This window comes from Massilia sp. S19_KUP03_FR1 (assembly GCF_036688685.1).
In the GTDB taxonomy this organism is placed as follows: Bacteria; Pseudomonadota; Gammaproteobacteria; order Burkholderiales; family Burkholderiaceae_D; genus JALYUM01.
On sequence record NZ_JAQQPS010000011.1, the window covers coordinates 150,062 to 167,138 of the forward strand.

General features: G+C 63.4%; 12 protein-coding genes. 9 read left to right on the forward strand and 3 right to left on the reverse strand.

The features are described 5' to 3' along the window. Positions 1 to 300, reverse strand: coding sequence for a type II toxin-antitoxin system Phd/YefM family antitoxin (locus tag V6M87_RS14140; protein ID WP_332877278.1), 300 nt, complete (start codon positions 298 to 300; stop codon positions 1 to 3). Positions 301 to 830: 530 nt separating this feature from the next. Between V6M87_RS14140 and leuA the strand changes: the two genes are divergently transcribed. From leuA to corA, 3 genes are all read left to right on the forward strand, one after another. Continuing rightward, the gene (gene leuA / locus V6M87_RS14145) at positions 831 to 2,504 is read left to right on the forward strand and encodes a 2-isopropylmalate synthase (RefSeq protein ID WP_442920589.1); all 1,674 of its coding nucleotides are present in this window, start codon (positions 831 to 833) and stop codon (positions 2,502 to 2,504) included. Between the two features lie 147 nt (positions 2,505 to 2,651). Further along, entirely contained in the window at positions 2,652 to 3,977 is a 1,326-nt protein-coding gene (locus tag V6M87_RS14150) for a TonB C-terminal domain-containing protein (RefSeq protein WP_332877279.1), read from the forward strand. A 97-nt stretch (positions 3,978 to 4,074) separates the two neighbouring features. Continuing rightward, the gene (corA, locus tag V6M87_RS14155; RefSeq protein ID WP_332877280.1) at positions 4,075 to 5,040 is read left to right on the forward strand and encodes a magnesium/cobalt transporter CorA; all 966 of its coding nucleotides are present in this window, start codon (positions 4,075 to 4,077) and stop codon (positions 5,038 to 5,040) included. Between the two features lie 74 nt (positions 5,041 to 5,114). On the opposite strand, the gene hemL is transcribed toward corA, so the two are convergent. Both hemL and thiD read right to left on the reverse strand, forming a co-directional pair. Further along, positions 5,115 to 6,410 (reverse strand): glutamate-1-semialdehyde 2,1-aminomutase, encoded by a 1,296-nt coding sequence (gene hemL, locus V6M87_RS14160; RefSeq protein WP_332877281.1) that lies wholly within the window; start codon positions 6,408 to 6,410, stop codon positions 5,115 to 5,117. 6 nt (positions 6,411 to 6,416) lie between these two features. Beyond that, positions 6,417 to 7,280: a bifunctional hydroxymethylpyrimidine kinase/phosphomethylpyrimidine kinase gene (gene thiD / locus V6M87_RS14165; RefSeq protein WP_332877282.1), complete on the reverse strand. Its 864-nt coding sequence runs from the start codon at positions 7,278 to 7,280 to the stop codon at positions 6,417 to 6,419. A gap of 97 nt (positions 7,281 to 7,377) precedes the next feature. Here thiD and V6M87_RS14170 point away from each other — a divergent pair, with 97 nt between their 5' ends. The 6 genes from V6M87_RS14170 (at position 7,378) to V6M87_RS14195 (ending at position 16,988) form a co-directional block, all read left to right on the forward strand. After that, a complete protein-coding gene (locus tag V6M87_RS14170; protein ID WP_332877341.1) occupies positions 7,378 to 7,530 on the forward strand; it encodes a rubredoxin in 153 nt (50 codons plus the stop codon). A gap of 108 nt (positions 7,531 to 7,638) precedes the next feature. Next, entirely contained in the window at positions 7,639 to 8,034 is a 396-nt protein-coding gene (locus V6M87_RS14175) for a response regulator (protein ID WP_332877283.1), read from the forward strand. 34 nt (positions 8,035 to 8,068) lie between these two features. After that, positions 8,069 to 8,437, forward strand: a complete 369-nt coding sequence (locus V6M87_RS14180) for a response regulator (protein ID WP_332877284.1) — start codon at positions 8,069 to 8,071, stop codon at positions 8,435 to 8,437. Position 8,438: 1 nt separating this feature from the next. After that, positions 8,439 to 8,984, forward strand: a complete 546-nt coding sequence (locus V6M87_RS14185; protein WP_332877285.1) for a chemotaxis protein CheW — start codon at positions 8,439 to 8,441, stop codon at positions 8,982 to 8,984. Positions 8,985 to 9,052: 68 nt separating this feature from the next. After that, positions 9,053 to 11,338, forward strand: coding sequence for a methyl-accepting chemotaxis protein (locus V6M87_RS14190; protein ID WP_332877286.1), 2,286 nt, complete (start codon positions 9,053 to 9,055; stop codon positions 11,336 to 11,338). 13 nt (positions 11,339 to 11,351) lie between these two features. Next, positions 11,352 to 16,988, forward strand: a complete 5,637-nt coding sequence (locus V6M87_RS14195; RefSeq protein ID WP_332877287.1) for a hybrid sensor histidine kinase/response regulator — start codon at positions 11,352 to 11,354, stop codon at positions 16,986 to 16,988. Positions 16,989 to 17,077 lie beyond the last annotated feature (89 nt).

Genomic DNA, 17,077 nt, shown 5'->3' on the forward strand with positions numbered 1-17,077 from the left:
TCAGCCGACCTTGGATGTCGATGGGCGCCTTGCGAAAATTGCGTTGCGCATGTCTTCCGTCGCTTGCGCGAGCGGCGTCACGCGGCCCTGGGCTTGTTCTTTCTCCCCCATGCTGATGATTTTTAAAAGCGCATTCGTCTCTTGCGAACGGTAGTATTCTTCAAAGCTGACACAGACAAAGGCCGGCACGCCATTCTGGGTGATGACAATGGTGCCAGCATCCTCTTGCAGTTCCCTGGCAACGTCGGCGGTATTGGTTTTTAGGTAAGAAATAGGGCGGAAACGCTTCGCGACTTCCATGTGATTCTCCTGATCTGGTCAATCTGCTTGGGGCTAAATAAAGACCGAATTTAGCACAATTTACGGATCCGCGCTGTTGCCTGACCCGCCGCACCGGTCGGCGCGGCACAACACATCGCGCCGCGTGGCGCTTGACGCGAGGCACCTGTTTGTCATACAGTCGTTGCATGTCCCCGACTCTGCACCTGTCCACTTCCCTATCGCTCGCTGGCGCGCTATCGCTAGCGACGCTACTAGCCACACGCGCGTAATCCACGTGCAGTGCGCTGTCAGGCTATTCGCCTGGCAACTGGTTTCAAAACAAACCCGGAAGTGCGAACAGATGTATTCAAACCTTATCCCTGCTGTTTCCGTAGTGCGCTCCCAGCCGATCACGGCGCGCGATGTCGCTGCGTTCGTTCGCCCTCTGCTACTGCTACCGATCGGTTGCCTGGCCTAGTGTTCCGTGGCCGCCCGGCAGCCTGTACGCCACAGCGCAGTGTTTTCGCAGTGTCCAACTTATTCGTCGAATTTCAGGAGCCACCATCATCATGCAGAATCCTTCAGCCAAATACCGCCCATTTCCCGCCATCGCCTTGCACGACCGCACCTGGCCGTCGAAAACCATTACCCATCCACCGATCTGGATGAGCACCGACCTGCGCGACGGCAACCAGGCCCTGATCGAACCGATGAGCCCTGAAAAGAAGCTGCGCTTTTTCGAGATGCTGGTGCAGATTGGCCTGAAAGAAATCGAAGTCGGTTTTCCATCCGCCTCGCAGACCGACTTCGATTTCGTGCGCAAACTGATCGATGAAGACCGTATTCCCGACGATGTCACCATCATCGTGCTGACCCAGTCGCGCGAGGAACTGATCCGCCGCACCGTGGCGTCGGCCGTGGGCGCGAAGCGCGCGATCGTCCACTTGTACAACTCGGTGGCGCCGGTGTTTCGCCGCGTGGTCTTCAATATGACGCGTGAAGAAATCACGAATATCGCGGTCACCGGCACGAAACTGGTCAAAGAGCTGGTCGCCGGGCATCCGGAAACGCACTGGGGCTTCGAGTATTCGCCGGAATCGTTCTCGACCACCGAACTCGATTTTTCGCGCGATATCTGTAACGCCGTCAGCGCTGCCTGGGGTCCGACGCCTGACAATAAACTGATTTTCAATTTGCCGTCGACGGTCGAATGCAGCACACCGAACGTGTATGCCGACCAGATCGAGTGGATGTCGCGCAACCTCGACCAACGGAATAACTTGATCATCAGCGTGCATCCGCACAATGACCGCGGCACAGCCGTCGCGTCGGCCGAGCTGGCGGTGATGGCCGGCGCCGACCGCGTCGAAGGCTGCCTGTTTGGCAATGGCGAGCGCACCGGCAACGTCGACCTCGTCACGCTGGCGCTGAATTTGTACACCCAGGGCGTGGATCCCGGCCTGGATTTCTCCGACATCGACGCCGTGCGCCAGGTGGTAGAAGAGTGCAATCAATTGCCGGTGCACCCGCGCCATCCGTATGTCGGCGATCTGGTGTTTACTGCGTTCTCCGGTTCGCATCAGGATGCCATCAAGAAAGGTTTTGCGCAGCAGAAGCCGGATGCCTTGTGGGAAGTGCCGTACTTGCCGATCGACCCGGCCGATCTGGGCCGCAGCTACGATGCCGTCATCCGCGTCAACAGCCAGTCGGGCAAGGGCGGCATGGCCTACCTGCTTGAGCAGGAATTCGGCCTGCAACTGCCGCGCCGCCTGCAGATTGAATTTTCGCGCGCGGTGCAGAAAGTGGCCGACGCCACTGGCCGCGAAGTGGCTGCGTCCGACATCCATGCCATTTTCCAGCGCGAATACTTTGACCAGGTGACGCCGTTTGCGTACAGCGCGCACAAGATGGTGGAAGACAGCAGCCAGGAAGAATCGGTGCAGATCGAGTTGACGCTGAGCGAAAACGGCAAGCCGATCGCGAAGAAGGGGGGAGGCAACGGCCCGATCGACGCCTTCGTGCACGCGCTCGGCCTCGACATCAAGCTGATGGATTACCACGAGCACGCGATCGGTTCGGGCGCCGATGCGCGCGCCGCCTGTTACGTCGAACTGCGCCTGGCAAATGGCCCGACCTTGTTCGGCGCCGCGATCGACAGCAATATCGTCACCGCCTCGTTCAAGGCCGTACTCAGTGCCGTGAACCGGCAACTGGCGATGAGCGACAACCGCGCCGCAGCGTAGTCGCCAGGCAGGAAGAGGGCGCTTGCGTGATGGTTTACACAAGCATTCTCACGCTACAATGAGCGGGCCTCTTTCTTCCTGACATCGCCTGCGCAAAAGGTTTGCCGTTTGACACATGCTTTCTCTTTCTATCGGCTGCCCCGGCGCATGCCCACGGCGGTGCTGGTCTCGATGCTGGTGCACGTGCTGTTGCTCGGCATTGCCCTCGGTGGCCAGAGCTTCGGCTTGCCTGGCCTGAATTTCGCCTGGAAAGAACCACGCTTCGGCGTCGATGACTTGCGTATCTCGCTGGCGCCTGCGCCGGCCGAGTCGGTCGCGGCGCCTCCCAACCCCTTGCCAGCACCCGCCGTCGTGGACAGTCCGCCTGCGCCGGGCGAGATGGCGGCAGTCGTGCCGCCGCCGCCATTGCCGCTACCTGCGCCGGCGCCCGTTTCGACGCCCGTGATGACGGCACTCAAACAATCCGATGTGGTGCTCCCGGTGAGCCCTGAAACGGTCGCGCCGGACCCGCGCGTGCAGGCGCGCGCGCGCCAGGAGGCGGTACGCGAGGCCGAGTTGGCGGCTGCCGCCCAGCGCGACGCGGCGCAGGAAGAACAGGCACGCCTGGCCCAGGTCGAGGCCGCCAAACAGGACACGGCGCGCCAGGAAGCGCGCAAGCAGGAGGCCGCACGGCAGGAGCTGGCACAACAGACGCAGCTCGACGCAGCCCGCCGCGCGCAGCAGGAAGCCGCACGCCAGGATGCTGCGCAACAAGAGGCAGCACGCCAGGAACAGGTAAAGCAAGCCCGGCTTGAAGCCGCCCGCCAGGACGCTGCCAGGCAGGAGAATGCACGGCAGGAAGCCGCGCGCCAGGAACAGACACGCCAATCCCAGCAAGAAGCAGCCCGCCAGGAACAGGCACGCCAGGCCCAGCAGGAAGCCGCGCGCCAGGAAGAACTGAAACAGGCGCCGCTGCGCCAGGAGCAGGTCAAACAGGCACTGGCGCAGCAGGCGCGCGCTGACCAGGAAGCGGCGCGTGAAGAACGCCTGCGCGCCATCGGCCAGCAGATGAAACAGGAAGCGGCGCAGCGCGACGCCGCCGAAGGCAATCCATCACGCTCGCTGCTGCCCGGCTTTAGCAGCCTGCGCCGTGGCTACCTGCTCAGCCGCGCCGACGCAAATACCGCGCTGGTTCAGTATGCCGCCGACATGGCCCGCAAGATCGAACTCAATCTCACCTTCGACATGGTGCGCGAGGCGGCGCAGCAGCCGCACGTGGCGCCGATCGTCACCGTCGCAGTCCGTGCCGACGGCTCGGTTGAGAAGGTGACCTTCGTCGTTGCCAGCGGCGTGGCGCGGCTCGACCAGGCGATCCGGCAAGTCATCGCCAGCCAGGCATCGTATGCCGCGTTTCCGCCGGCGCTGGCGCGCCAGTACGATGTCGTGGAAATCCGGCGCACCTGGGTCATCGATACGGCCATCCGATTGCAGTAATGCTGGAGTTTGGCAAAAGACCCGGTGCAGGGGTGGTTGCGCACGGGGCGAACGGTTACACTTGCGCTAGTTTTTTGTATCCGGCCGAGAAAAGCGCATGATCAACGTATTCGTCTTACAGAATGGCCGACTCAATCAGGTTCCGATCAATTCGCGTGCCGATCTTGAAAACGTCACCCCGGTGTGGGTCGACCTGACCGATCCCGAGGACGATGAAGTCGCATGGGTGAAAGCCATTTATGGCGTGACCTTGCCGGGCGAAGACGAAGTCAAGGACATCGAAGCCTCGGCCCGTTACTACGAAGCCGAAAACGGCGACCTGCATCTGCGCACCGACTTCTTGCTGGAAGAAGACGACGGCCCATCGCGCATCGTCACGGTCGCTTTCATTCTCGCGCGCAAGATGCTGTTCTCGGTGCACACCGACGATTTACCGGTCTTCCGCCTGGTGCGCATGCGCGCGCGCTCACGGCCAGGCTCGATCGCCGATTACATGGATGTGCTGATTGATTTATATGCCACCGATGCCGAGTATTCGGCCGATGCATTGGAGGGCATTTACCAGAACCTGGAAGAAGTCTCCGGGCGCGTGCTGCAGAAAGAATTTACCGACCAGGACGCGGCCGCGGCACTGAACGCGATCGCGCACGAGGAAGACTTGAACGGGCGCATCCGGCGCAACATGATGGATACGCGCCGCGCGGTGAGTTTTTTGATGCGCGGCCGCCTGTTGAATGCCGACCAGTTCGAGGAAGCGCGCCAGATTTTACGGGACATCGAATCGCTCGACGGCCACACCTCGTTCCTGTTCGATAAAATTAACTTCTTGATGGATGCGACGGTCGGTTTTATTAACATCAACCAGAACAAGATCATCAAGATTTTCTCGGTGGCGTCGGTGGCGTTCCTGCCGCCGACCCTGATCGCCAGCGTGTACGGCATGAATTTTAAATTCTTGCCGGAGCTGGAGTGGAGTTTTGGCTATCAGTGGTCGCTGACGCTGATGGTCATCAGCGCGATTGCGCCGTTCCTGTATTTCCGGCACCGGGGCTGGCTGAAATAAGACGACGTCTTTAAGGCCGGTAGTTTTAAGACCGTCACCCCGGCGAAGGCCGGGGTCCATGCTGAGTATCCGATTTACGCGATGCGCGCAAACACCCGACGCGCCGCTTCGATGGTCTCCGCAATGACCGCATCGTCATGCGCCGCCGATACAAACCCCGCTTCGAACGCCGCCGGCGCAAAGTACACGCCTTCGTCCAGCATGCCGTGGAAGAAGCTGTTGAACCTGGTCTTGTCGCCCGCCATCATCTGGCCATAGGTCGACGGGACATTGGTGCTGAAATACATGCCGAACATGCCACCGACGGAATCGGCGCAGAACGTGACGCCGGCTTCCTGCGCCGCCGCGGTCAAGCCGGCCACCAGCTTGCCGGCCTGAGCCGACAACTTATCGTAAAAGCCTGGTTCCTGCACGATAGCCAGCGTCGTCATGCCGGCCGCCACCGCCACCGGATTGCCCGACAGCGTGCCGGCCTGGTACACCGGCCCGATTGGCGCCATGTTGTGCATCAGTTCAGCGCTGCCGCCGAATGCCGCCACCGGCAAGCCGCCGCCGATGACCTTGCCGAGCGCGGTGAGGTCGGGCGCGATGCCGTACAGTTCCTGCGCGCCGCCGAGGGCCACGCGAAAGCCGCTCATGACTTCATCGAAAATGAGCACGCTGCCGTGTTGCGTGCACAGTTCGCGCATGCGGCGCAGGAACTCCGGCGTGGCACGGATCAAATTCATATTGCCTGCCACCGGCTCCACGATGACGCAGGCGATGGTGTCGCCCATCGACTCGAACGCGTCTTCCAGCTGGGCGATGTTGTTGTAATCGAGTACCAGGGTGTGCTTGACGAAATCTTCCGGCACGCCGGCCGAGGTCGGGTTCCCGAAGGTCAGCAGGCCGCTGCCGGCTTTCACCAGCAGGGAATCGGCGTGGCCGTGGTAGCAGCCTTCGAACTTGACGATCTTGTCGCGTCCGGTGGCGCCGCGCGCCAGGCGCAGAGCGCTCATGGTCGCTTCGGTGCCGGACGACACCAGGCGCACCTGCTCGATCGACGGCACCAGGCGGCACAAGGTCTCGGCCATTTCCACTTCACCGAGCGTGGGGGCGCCGAATGACAGGCCGTTGGCGGCCGCATCCTGCACCGCCTTGACCACTTTCGGGTGGGCGTGGCCGACGATGGCCGGGCCCCACGAGCCGATGTAGTCGATGTAGCGCTTGCCGTCGGCGTCGTAGAAATAGGGGCCTTGCGCGCGGGTGATGAAGCGCGGCGTGCCGCCGACCGAGCGGAACGCGCGCACGGGTGAATTCACCCCGCCCGGCGTGGTTTGCTGGGCGCGGGCGAACAGGATGTCGTTCTGGGAAGTGGATTCTGTGCTCATGGTCGCTTAAAGGAGGGCTGAAGGGGGCAAACGCGCTGGCGGCAGCGCGGGATTGGCGCAATGCGCGGCGCCAAAGAATTTGTTGGGGACCAGCTTGCCCATGCCGAGGCGCTGGGCGTGGGCCAGCGCGGCGCAGGTGTAATCGTGCGCCGTTTGCAGCGCATCGGCCGGCGCCGCGCCCAGGGCCAGCTGGGTACAGAAGGCCGCCGACAGCGTGCTGCCGGCGCCCAGAAAACTGCCGGGCAGGTGGCGCCAGTCGCAGGCCGCCACCACGCCGTCGGCGTCGTACAGGGTATTCGAGCAGGGCAGGCCGCCGGTGCCGCCGGTGCAGGTCACGAGTACATAACGACAACCACTGCCGGTGATTTCCGCCACGTCGGCGGTCAGCATGCCGTCGCCGGAACCGTCGCGCCAGGTTTCGGCCATGCGCGCCAGTTCCACCTGCGACAGGACCAGCACGGCGGCCTGGGGCACCAAAATCGAGCGGATGGCGTTCAGCATATCGTCGTCGGCCAGGCCGGAATCGGGCAGGCTGGACAGGAACGGATCGAGGATCAGCGGCACGTCCGGGTAATCCGATACGATTTCGGCAATCACGGTCGCCTGCTCGATGCTGGCGATACTGCCAACTTTGAAGGCCGCGACCGGCATGTCCTCGAGCAGCACGCGGGCCTGGTCGGCCACCCAGTCCGGGTCAATTTCGTGCAGGTCGTCGACTCTGGCCGTGTCGGCAATGAGCATGCCCGTGGCCACCGTCAGCGCGTGGCAGCCGAACGCGGAAAACACCGCCTGGTCGGCCTGGATGCCAAGCGCGCCGACCGGGTCGAGCACGCCGAAAGAAAGGATAAGGGGAACAGTTTGGATTTGCACGGCCGCTGGATTAAGATACCTGATTTGGCATTTTACTAGATACAAGGAACGTCACGTGAGTAGCACAGAAACTGCAGTCAAGCCCTTTGAAACCTGGATGTGCCTTATTTGCGGCTGGGTCTACGATGAAGCAACCGGCGCGCCGGACGATGGCATCGCACCCGGCACGCGCTGGGCTGACGTGCCGATGAACTGGACCTGCCCGGAGTGCGGCGCCCGCAAAGATGATTTCGAAATGACACAAATTTAACTCCAGAAACAGACAGTTGCCGCATGTCAGTTGAATTACTACAACACCTGCACCACAACGAGATTGCCGTATGGTAACCTCATAGGTTCTTGCTGAAGTGAAACAATTATGACAACAACGCCGCAACCGACTGGCCTGAAGATTATGGTCATCGATGATAGCAGTACGATCCGGCGCTCCGCCGAGATCTTCCTGGGTCAGGCTGGGTACCAGGTGGTGACCGCAGAGGACGGCTTCGACGCACTCGCCAAAATCAATGACCACCAGCCTGCGCTGATCCTGTGCGACATCCTGATGCCGCGCCTGGATGGCTATCAGACCTGCGCCCTGATCAAAAAGAGCGCCAAATTCCATGCCACGCCGGTATTGATGCTGTCCTCCAAGGACGGCCTGTTCGACCGTGCGCGCGGCGCCATGGTTGGCGCGGCGGCTTACCTCACCAAGCCCTTCAGCAAAGACAGTCTCCTGACCGCGGTGCGCCAGCACACGGCCGGCCTGTCGTGAGCATCTCCTGACCTTCTTCTACCTGGAAATTCCCGTGGCCATTCAAAAAATCCTGATCGTTGACGATTCCCCTACCGAGCGCTATTACCTGACCGAAATTCTGGAACGCAACGGCTTTACCGTCACCACCGCCGAAAACGGCGACGATGCCATGGCCAAGATCCGTGCCGACCGTCCTGAACTCATCCTGATGGATGTGGTCATGCCGGGCGCCAACGGTTTCCAGGTGACCCGCGCCATTGCGCGCGATCCGGAATTGTCCGACGTGCCCATCATCATCTGCAGCACCAAGAACCAGGAGACGGACCGCATCTGGGGCTTGCGCCAGGGCGCACGCGATTACCTGGTCAAGCCGGTCGACCAGGACGAGCTGTTGGCACGCATCGCCGGCCTGAGCGCCTGAGATGAGCGCGACACCGACGCCTGTCGCATCGTCGAACGAACAGCCGGGTCGCCCCGACGCGGCTGAGCGCCGTAGCCGCTTGCGCCAGTACCAGGTGCAGCTGCTGGCGCGCATGCAGGCCGCGCGTACCAACAGCGGGGCCCGTGTCAACCAGCTGGGCGTGGCGATGGGTGACGAGCGTTACCTGCTCGACCTGACCACGGCCGGTGAAATTGTCAGTGTGGCGCCGGTCACCGCCGTCCCGCTGACGCAAGCCTGGTATCTCGGGCTTGCCAATATCCGTGGCAACCTGGTCGGCGTAGTCGACCTCGCGCGCTACCTTGGACTGGGCGAAACGCCAGTCGGTGCGGAAGCCCGCTTCGTGACCTTCGCACCAGGCCTGGGCATGAACTGCGCGCTGCTGGTCTCGCGCGTGTACGGCCTGCGCCATGCAGCAGATATGACGCCCGAGGCAGCACGACTGCGCGACGGCGATGGCCAGGCGTGGACGCCCCTGGACCTGGCAGCACTGGTACGCGACGAGCGTTTCCTTCAAGTCGGACTGTAGTAGGCCATTTCGGCCGATTCAACAAGCAACAAAGTAAAAATATATCGCTGGTCGATAAGGAGCTGGGAATGGGTTTCGCGTCTAAACTGTCAATCAATTTTGCCCCCAAGGCTGTATCGGGAGAGACCGTGCTGTCCTCCCCCGATTCCGAATTCGGCGCCGAACCCGGCACCGCTGCGTTCAGGGCACTCAATCCGGGGGCGGACGCTCCCGCCGCCACGCCTGCGGCCACGGACGCCACGCGCGACGACGGCGGCACTGGCTGGAGCCTGCCGTTGATCGGCCACCTGTCGTTGCCGCGCCAGCTGCGGGTGCTGCTCTACGCTGCCGCGGGCGGCATTGCCGTCACCATTTTCGCGCTCTGGCAGAACGCCTCGAGCAGCGCCGTCTCATCGGCCCAGACCCAGATCGCGTCCGACGCGCTGATGCACTCGCAGCGTATCGGCAAGGCCGCACCAAACTCGGTGCAGGGTAACAAAGACGCCTTCGCCCAGCTGCAGGACAGCCGCGCGCAACTGAGCAACGACCTGAAAATCCTGTCCGACGGCGGCAACTTCGCCGGCCGCAGCATCCCGTCGCCGTCATCGGCGACCGCACGCCAGCTGGCCGTCGTCAAGACCAAGTGGCTGACCTCGGAACGCGCGGCCGGTACGATTATCGCCACCACGCCCGAGTTGCTCAGCTTTGACAAATCGATTCGTACCCTGGACGTGATTTCGCCGGAACTGCTGGCGCTGACCGATGACCTGCTGACCCAGAAGGCTGCCCGCGGCGGCAACCCGCGCGAACTGGCCGCGATCGGCCGCTTGCTGATGCTGACCCAGCGCCTGTCGCGCAGTGCGTCCGAATACCTGACCTCGGGCGGTATCCGCGCCGAAACCGCTTTCCAGCTGGGCAAGGACACCACCGCGTTCCGCGCCACCGTCAACGGCCTGCTCAACGGTAATGAACAGCTCGGTCTGTCCGCACTGAAAGACGCCGACCTGCGCGAGCTGCTCGAACAAATCAACACCAAGTTCGACACCTACCAGGAAGTGGTATCGGCGTTCCTGCTGAACCTGTCCAAGCTGACCGCCGCGAAAGCCGCCGAACAGTCGATCTACTACGAGAACGAAGAACTCAAAACGCTGCTCTCGAAGCTTCAGGCCGACTACCGTTCGAGCCAGGATTCCACCGACAGCTGGTTCTGGCTGATGGTCGCCGCCTCGCTGTTCACGCTGGGCATGGCCGCATCGATCAGTAGCGTGATGCTGCAGGATTCGCGCAACCGTACCCGCGGCGCCGATACGCGCCGCCAGGAAGCGGAAAGCCAGCGCGTGCTGTCGCAAGCGAAGGAAGAAGAAGCCAAGGCCACCAACGACCAGAACCAGGCCGCGATTTTGCGCCTGATGAACGAATTGCAGGAAGTGGCCGATGGCGACTTGACGGTGCACGCCACGGTGTCGGAAGACATCACCGGCGCGATTGCCGACTCGGTGAACTACACCGTGGAAGAGCTGCGCGCACTGGTCCATCGCGTGACCACCACCGCCGAAAAAGTGACCACCGCATCGAACGATGCGCGCCAGGTCTCGACCGACCTGCTGGACGCAACCGCCCAGCAGTCGCGTGAAATTCAGGATGCATCGGCGACGGTGCTGAAAATGGCGAGCGACATTACGGACGTGTCGAATTCGGCGAGTGAATCGGCCGACGTGGCGCGCCAGTCGGTGGCCGCGGCGGAGCAGGGCGCAACCGCCGTGCAAAACGCCATCAAGGGTATGATCGACATTCGCGAGCAGATCCAGGAAACCTCGAAGCGTATTAAACGGCTGGGTGAATCGTCCCAGGAGATTGGCGAGATCACCGAGCTGATTTCCGACATTACCGAACAGACCAACGTGCTGGCGCTGAACGCGGCAATCCAGGCCGCATCGGCTGGTGAAGCCGGTCGCGGCTTCTCGGTGGTGGCGGAAGAGGTGCAGCGCCTGGCGGAACGTTCGGGCGATGCGGCGAAACAGATCGGCGCGCTGGTGCGTACCATTCAGACCGATACGCACGATGCGGTAGCCGCTATGGAAAAATCGACGCAGGGTGTGGTCGAAGGGGCCCGCCTGTCGGATGCTGCCGGTGCGGCACTGAACGATATTTCGCGCGTGTCGAACCGCCTCGCGGAACTGATTCAAGGGATTTCGTTTGCCACCGAACTGCAGGCGACGTCGGCCAACAGTGTGGCGCACAACATCCAGCACATCCTGTCGGTAACGGAACAAACCCAGGATGGTACCCAGCAGACCGCGCAGTCGATCAGCCAGCTGGCCTTGCTGGCACAGGAACTGAAAAACTCGGTATCGCGCTTCCGCGTTGCCGCTTGATAACAGGTTGATCATGACTTCTTCTTCGCACGCGCCGCGCATCGACACGGGACCTCTGTCCTGGGTGATCGGTGAAATCCGCGACTCGTTGGGACGTTCGGGCAGTGCCCTCGGCGACGCTGTCGCGGCGGGGATTGACGGCGCCGACGCGCGCGCCACCGCGCTCCAGCATGCGAAAACGCATCTGCACCAGGCCCATGGCGCCTTGCAGATGGTCGACATCGACGGCGTCGGTCTGGTGACGCTGGCTGCGGAAATCGCGCTCGATCGTTTCAAGGATGGTGCACTGGCATGTTCAGCGGCCAATGCAGCCGCCGTCACCGACGTGTATGGCGCCGTGATCGAGTACCTCGACGAGTTGCTCGCCGGCGCGCCGGCCCAGCCGACCCGCCTGTTCCCTTATTACCAGGCGCTGCAGGCTTTGCAGGGCGTGGAACGGATCCACCCGGCCGATTTGCTGTTCGTCGATTTGTCGATGCCGGTGGCGCTGGCAGCCCAGGCTGCCGCGTCCAGCGATGCGGCACCGGACTACGCCGTGGTGCGCCAGCGTTTCGAAAAAGCGCTGCTGCCGTTCCTGAAAAGTACCGACGCCGCGTCCCAGCAAAGCACGGCAAGCAAGCTGCTGCTGGCCATCGCGCCGGTGCCGGGTGCGCAAACCGAACCGCATGCGCGCGCCTTCTGGCACGCGATGCACGCGTTTGCTGAACTGGTTGCCAGCGGCCAGCTGGCCAGCAATTTGTATGTCAAGCAGCTGTTTGGCATGATCAACCTGCAGCTGCGCCGCCTGTCGCAAGGCCAGGGCGGGCTGCCTGAAACCATGCTGCGCGACGCGCTGTTTTTCATCGCCGCAGCGCAAAACCCGACGCCGGAAGCGCAGGCACTGCGCCACGCTTACCGCCTCGAGGGCGTGGTGCCGGCCGATTACGCCGAGCGCCGCTATGGCCGTATCGACGCCGCCGCATTGAAGCAAGCGAAGGAAGCGCTGGTCCAGACCAAGTCGGGCTGGGACAAGCTGGCCTCGAATGCCGTGGCCCCGGCCGACAGTTTCAACGAAGCGCTGGCCACCCTGGCCGGCGCCAGCGAAAAACTCGGTGCACCCGCTCTGGCACAACTGCTGCGCGAACTGGGCCAGGCGGCCACGGAAGCACTGGCCGCGAACCGCAGCGACGAGCTGGGCATGGAAATGGCCACGGCGATGCTGTTCGTCGAGCAGGGTCTCGACCAGGTGCGCCAGTTGCCGGCCGATTTTGAAGAACACGCCGAACTGGTGGGCGCCCGTTTGCTGGCGCTGGCTGCCGGCGAAACGCCGCCGGCCGCGCCGCAGTGGCAGGGTGAACTGGCCCAGAAAACCCAGCATGGCCAGACCGTCACGGTGCTGGCTGGCGAGATCAAATCGAGCCTGCGCCAGATCGAAAAAACCCTCGACGATTACCATGCCGGGATCATCCAGCGCCCGGCGCTGGTCAATGTCGAACCCTTGCTGCACCAGTTGAAGGGTGCCTTGTCGGTGCTCGACCAGGACGCCGCCGTGCGCGCCGTGCAGCGCGTGCAGGACGACGTCCATGGCCTGGCCCTCGGCACCACCGAAGGCGGCGTGCACGCCCCGGTGCTGCAGCTGATCGCCCGCAACGTCGGCGCGCTCGGCTTCTTTACCGACATGCTGGCCCAGAATGGTGTGCAGGCCGGCCAGCGCTTTGTGTTCGACGAGGTCGAAGGCGTGTTCCACGAAATCCCGTTCGAAGAAGTGGCGCAAGAAGCGTCGCCGTTCGACGCCGAACTGGATGCGGCCCCCGCACCTGCGCAAGCGGTGCCCGAACCGGTGGTGGAACCGGTGCAGGCGCCCGCGCCGCAAGGCGACGATTCGATCGAAGCCGAGCTGCTGGAAATTTTCATCTCCGAAGCCCAGGAAGTGCTGGCGCTGGTGGCGGACAACATCCCGGCCGCCGAGCGCGCGCCCGACAGCCAGGAAATCCTCACACAGCTGCGCCGCTCGTTCCACACGCTCAAGGGCAGTGGCCGCATGGTGGGCCTGGAAGAATTCGGCATCGCCGCCGCTGCCATCGAAAAATGCATGAACCTGTGGCTGGCCGAGTCGCGCACTGCATCGCCATCGCTGCTCAACATGCTGCACAACGCCTGCGTCGAACTGACTGCCTGGGTCGGCGAACTGGCCAGCACGGGCCGCTCGGATCGCCTTGGCGCCGCACTGGCCGATGCGGCCGAACGCGTCCAGAACGGCCTGTCGCCGAAAGAAGCGGTAGCGGCACCGGTCGCGCTCGAAGCCGTGCCTGAGACGGAAGTTGTTGCCACGCCGGAGCCGGTTGCTGTCGAAGCGGACGAGGAAATTGCCGCCGTGGCCTTGCCGGTCGACGAGGACGAACTGCCGTGGGACGACGACGCCATTCCGGTACTCGACCAGATTGCACCGGAAGAGGTGGTCGCCGAAGAAGAACCGGCGCCGGACGACAAGCTGAAACGCTTCGGCGACCTGGCCATTCCACTGCCGCTGTATAACATCTACCTGGCCGAAACCGACGAGTTGATGCGCCTGTTGCAGCGCGACTTCAGCCAGTGGCGCGATACGCCGCAGCGCGCCGTCACGGTCGATGCGCTCAAGGCTGCGCACACTCTGGTCGGCACCTCGGCCACGGTGGGGTTCAACGCCTTGCGCGATGTCGCCCATGCGCTGGAAAACGTGCTCGATGCCTTGCAGGCGCCGGCACCGGTGCTGGAACCAGCGTCGCGCGCCCTGCTCGAAGAGACGCTGGCCGAAATCGGCACCATGTTGCAGCGTTTTGCCCAGGCCGACCTGGCGCCCGATCAGCCCTTGCTGGTGGCCCGCCTGAACGCGCTGTGCCGCGATGTGACGGCGCGTGCGCCGGCCCAGGACGACGTTGACGACGACCAGCTCGACGGTCAGCTCGACGGTCAGCTCGACTCGCTGTTCACCGACACGCTGGCCAGCCTGGTCGCTGAGCCGCCGGCGTTCGAAGAAGCCGTTGCAGCGCCTGCTGCCGCAGAGGCTGTGGCCGACGATTTCGACGGTCTGTTCGGCGACGACGCCGACGATCCATTCGGTGCGCCGCACGAAGCGGTGGCTGCAGTGGAGCCGGAACCTGAACCTGAACTGGATCCCGTGCTGGAAGCGGCGCCGGAACCAGAACCCGTTGCAGAAATAGCGCCGGAACCAGAACCAGAACCAGAACCAGAACTAGAACCAGAACCAGAACCAGAACCAGAACCAGAACCAGAACCAGAACCAGAACCAGAACCAGAACCAGAACCAGAACCGGAACCAGAACCGGAACCAGAACCAGAGCCCGTCGCCGACGTTGCGCCGGTGCCGGAACCGGTGTTGGTTGCGCCGGAAGTGGTGCGTGAAGCGGAGCCGGAACGGGTCCTGACCGCAGAATCGGCATTCAGCGATGAGCTCGATGCCGACCTGATGCCGGTGTTCCTGGAAGAAGCGACCGACCTGATGCCGGAGCTGGGCAACAACCTGCGCCAGTGGCAGACGAAACCAGCCGACACGGCGCCGGCCCAGCGCCTGCTGCGCACGCTGCATACCGTCAAGGGCAGCGCGCGGATGGCCGGTGCGATGCGCCTCGGTCAGCACATTCACGAACTGGAAACCCAGGTCGAGAATATGGTTCACGCCGGTACCACGGCGGCGGCCGCGTTCGACGAACTGCTGGCCAACTACGACCAGGCCTTGCTGCTGTTCGAACAACTGCAAAACCCGCAGGCCGCGCCTGCCGACACCGCGCCACAGGACGGCAGCGCCGCACCGGTCAGCCTGGCTGCCGCGATCGACGACATCGCCTCGCCAACTGCCCGGACCGCGCTGGTGCGGGTCCGTGCCGACATCCTCGACCGCCTGGTCAACCAGGCCGGCGAAGTGTCGATCACGCGCTCGAAGCTGGAAAACCAGGTCAGTGGCCTGAAGTCTTCCCTGGGCGACTTCGCCGAAAATCTGGCGCGCTTGCGGCGCCAGTTGCGCGAAGTGGAAATCCAGGCCGAAACGCAGATGGCCTCGCGCATGTCGATTGCCGGCGAACGCGAATTCGATCCGCTCGAGTTCGACCGTTTTACGCGCTTGCAGGAATTGACGCGCATGATGGCCGAGAGCGTCAACGACGTCGCCTCCTTCCACGACACCCTGGCGCGCAGCGTCGACGGTGCCACGGAAGACCTGGCCGCGCAGTCGCGCCTGACGCGCGATTTGCAGCGCGACCTGATGCGCGTGCGGATGGTGCCATTTGCCAGCCTGTCGGAACGGCTGTTCCGGGTGGCGCGCCAGACCGCCAAAGAGATCGACAAGCGGGTCAACCTGGATATCAAGGGCGGCAGCGTGGAGATCGACCGCAGCGTGCTTGAATCGATGGCTGCGCCGTTCGAACACTTGCTGCGCAATGCGATCGTGCACGGCGTCGAGTCGCGTGTGAATCGCGGCATGGCGGGCAAATCCGAGACCGGTGAATTGCTGGTGCAGGTCAGCCAGCAGGGTAACGAAGTGGTCATCGAGTTTTCCGATGACGGCGCTGGCCTCGACCTGGCCCGTATCCGCGCCAAGGCGATCGACAAGGGCTTGGTGCCGGACGGTGTGGAACTGAGCGACCACGAGGCAGCCGACCTGATTTTCACGGCCGGTTTCTCGACCGCCGATGCGCTGACCGAACTGGCTGGCCGCGGCGTGGGCATGGACGTGGTGCGCACCCAGGCGCAGTCGCTTGGCGGTCGGGTGGCCCTGGCCACCGAAGCGGGCAAAGGCGCGCGCTTCACGATTCACCTGCCATTGACGCTGGCCGTGACGCAGGTCGTGCTGACCACCAGTGGCGGCAAGACGTGGGCACTGCCATCGATCCTGGTGGAGCAGGTGCTGCAACTGAAGGAAGCTGCGCTGATGGAAGCGCAGGCTGCCGGTTTCGTCGTGGTGCAGGGTCAGCAGGTGCCGCTGCAGTTCCTGTCGACTTTGCTGGGCGACGCTGCTGCGCCGCTGGCGCAGCGCTCGTCGCCGGTGATGGTCCTGCGCAGCGGTAATGACAGGGTGGCGGTGCAGGTCGACGAGGTGCAGGGCAACCGCGAGGTGGTCATCAAGAACATCGGGCCGCAACTGGCGCGCATGGTCGGCATCTCCGGCGCCACGGTGCTCGGTAACGGCTCGATTGTCTTGATCCTGAACCCGATCGCCCTGGCCCAGCAGGGTACCCACAGCGATGCCTTGCGCATGCGTGATGCCGCCGTCCCCGAAGCCCCGGTGCGCAATGCCGTGGTGATGGTGGTCGACGATTCGCTGACGGTGCGCCGCGTGACCCAGCGTCTGCTGGAACGCGAGGGTTACCAGGTGCTGCTGGCCAAGGATGGCGTCGATGCGCTCGAACAGCTGCAGCAGGCCACGCCTGACCTGATGCTGGTCGATATCGAAATGCCGCGTATGGATGGCTTCGATTTGACGCGCAATGTGCGCGGCGGCGAGAAGACGGCGGCTATTCCGATCATCATGATCACCTCGCGCACGGCCGACAAGCACCGCAACTACGCGCTGGACCTGGGTGTGAATGCGTACTTCGGCAAGCCGTTCCAGGAGCCGGTGCTGCTGGCGGCGATTGCGGGCTTGCTGGGTCGCGAGATGCCGGCGACGTCGGTGTAAGCAGTCAGCTTCAAACACGTCATCTCGGCCTTTGGTCGAGATGACGTTCTTCGCAGTATTGAGAACGTCCCTCCCTCAAGTACGCCTGC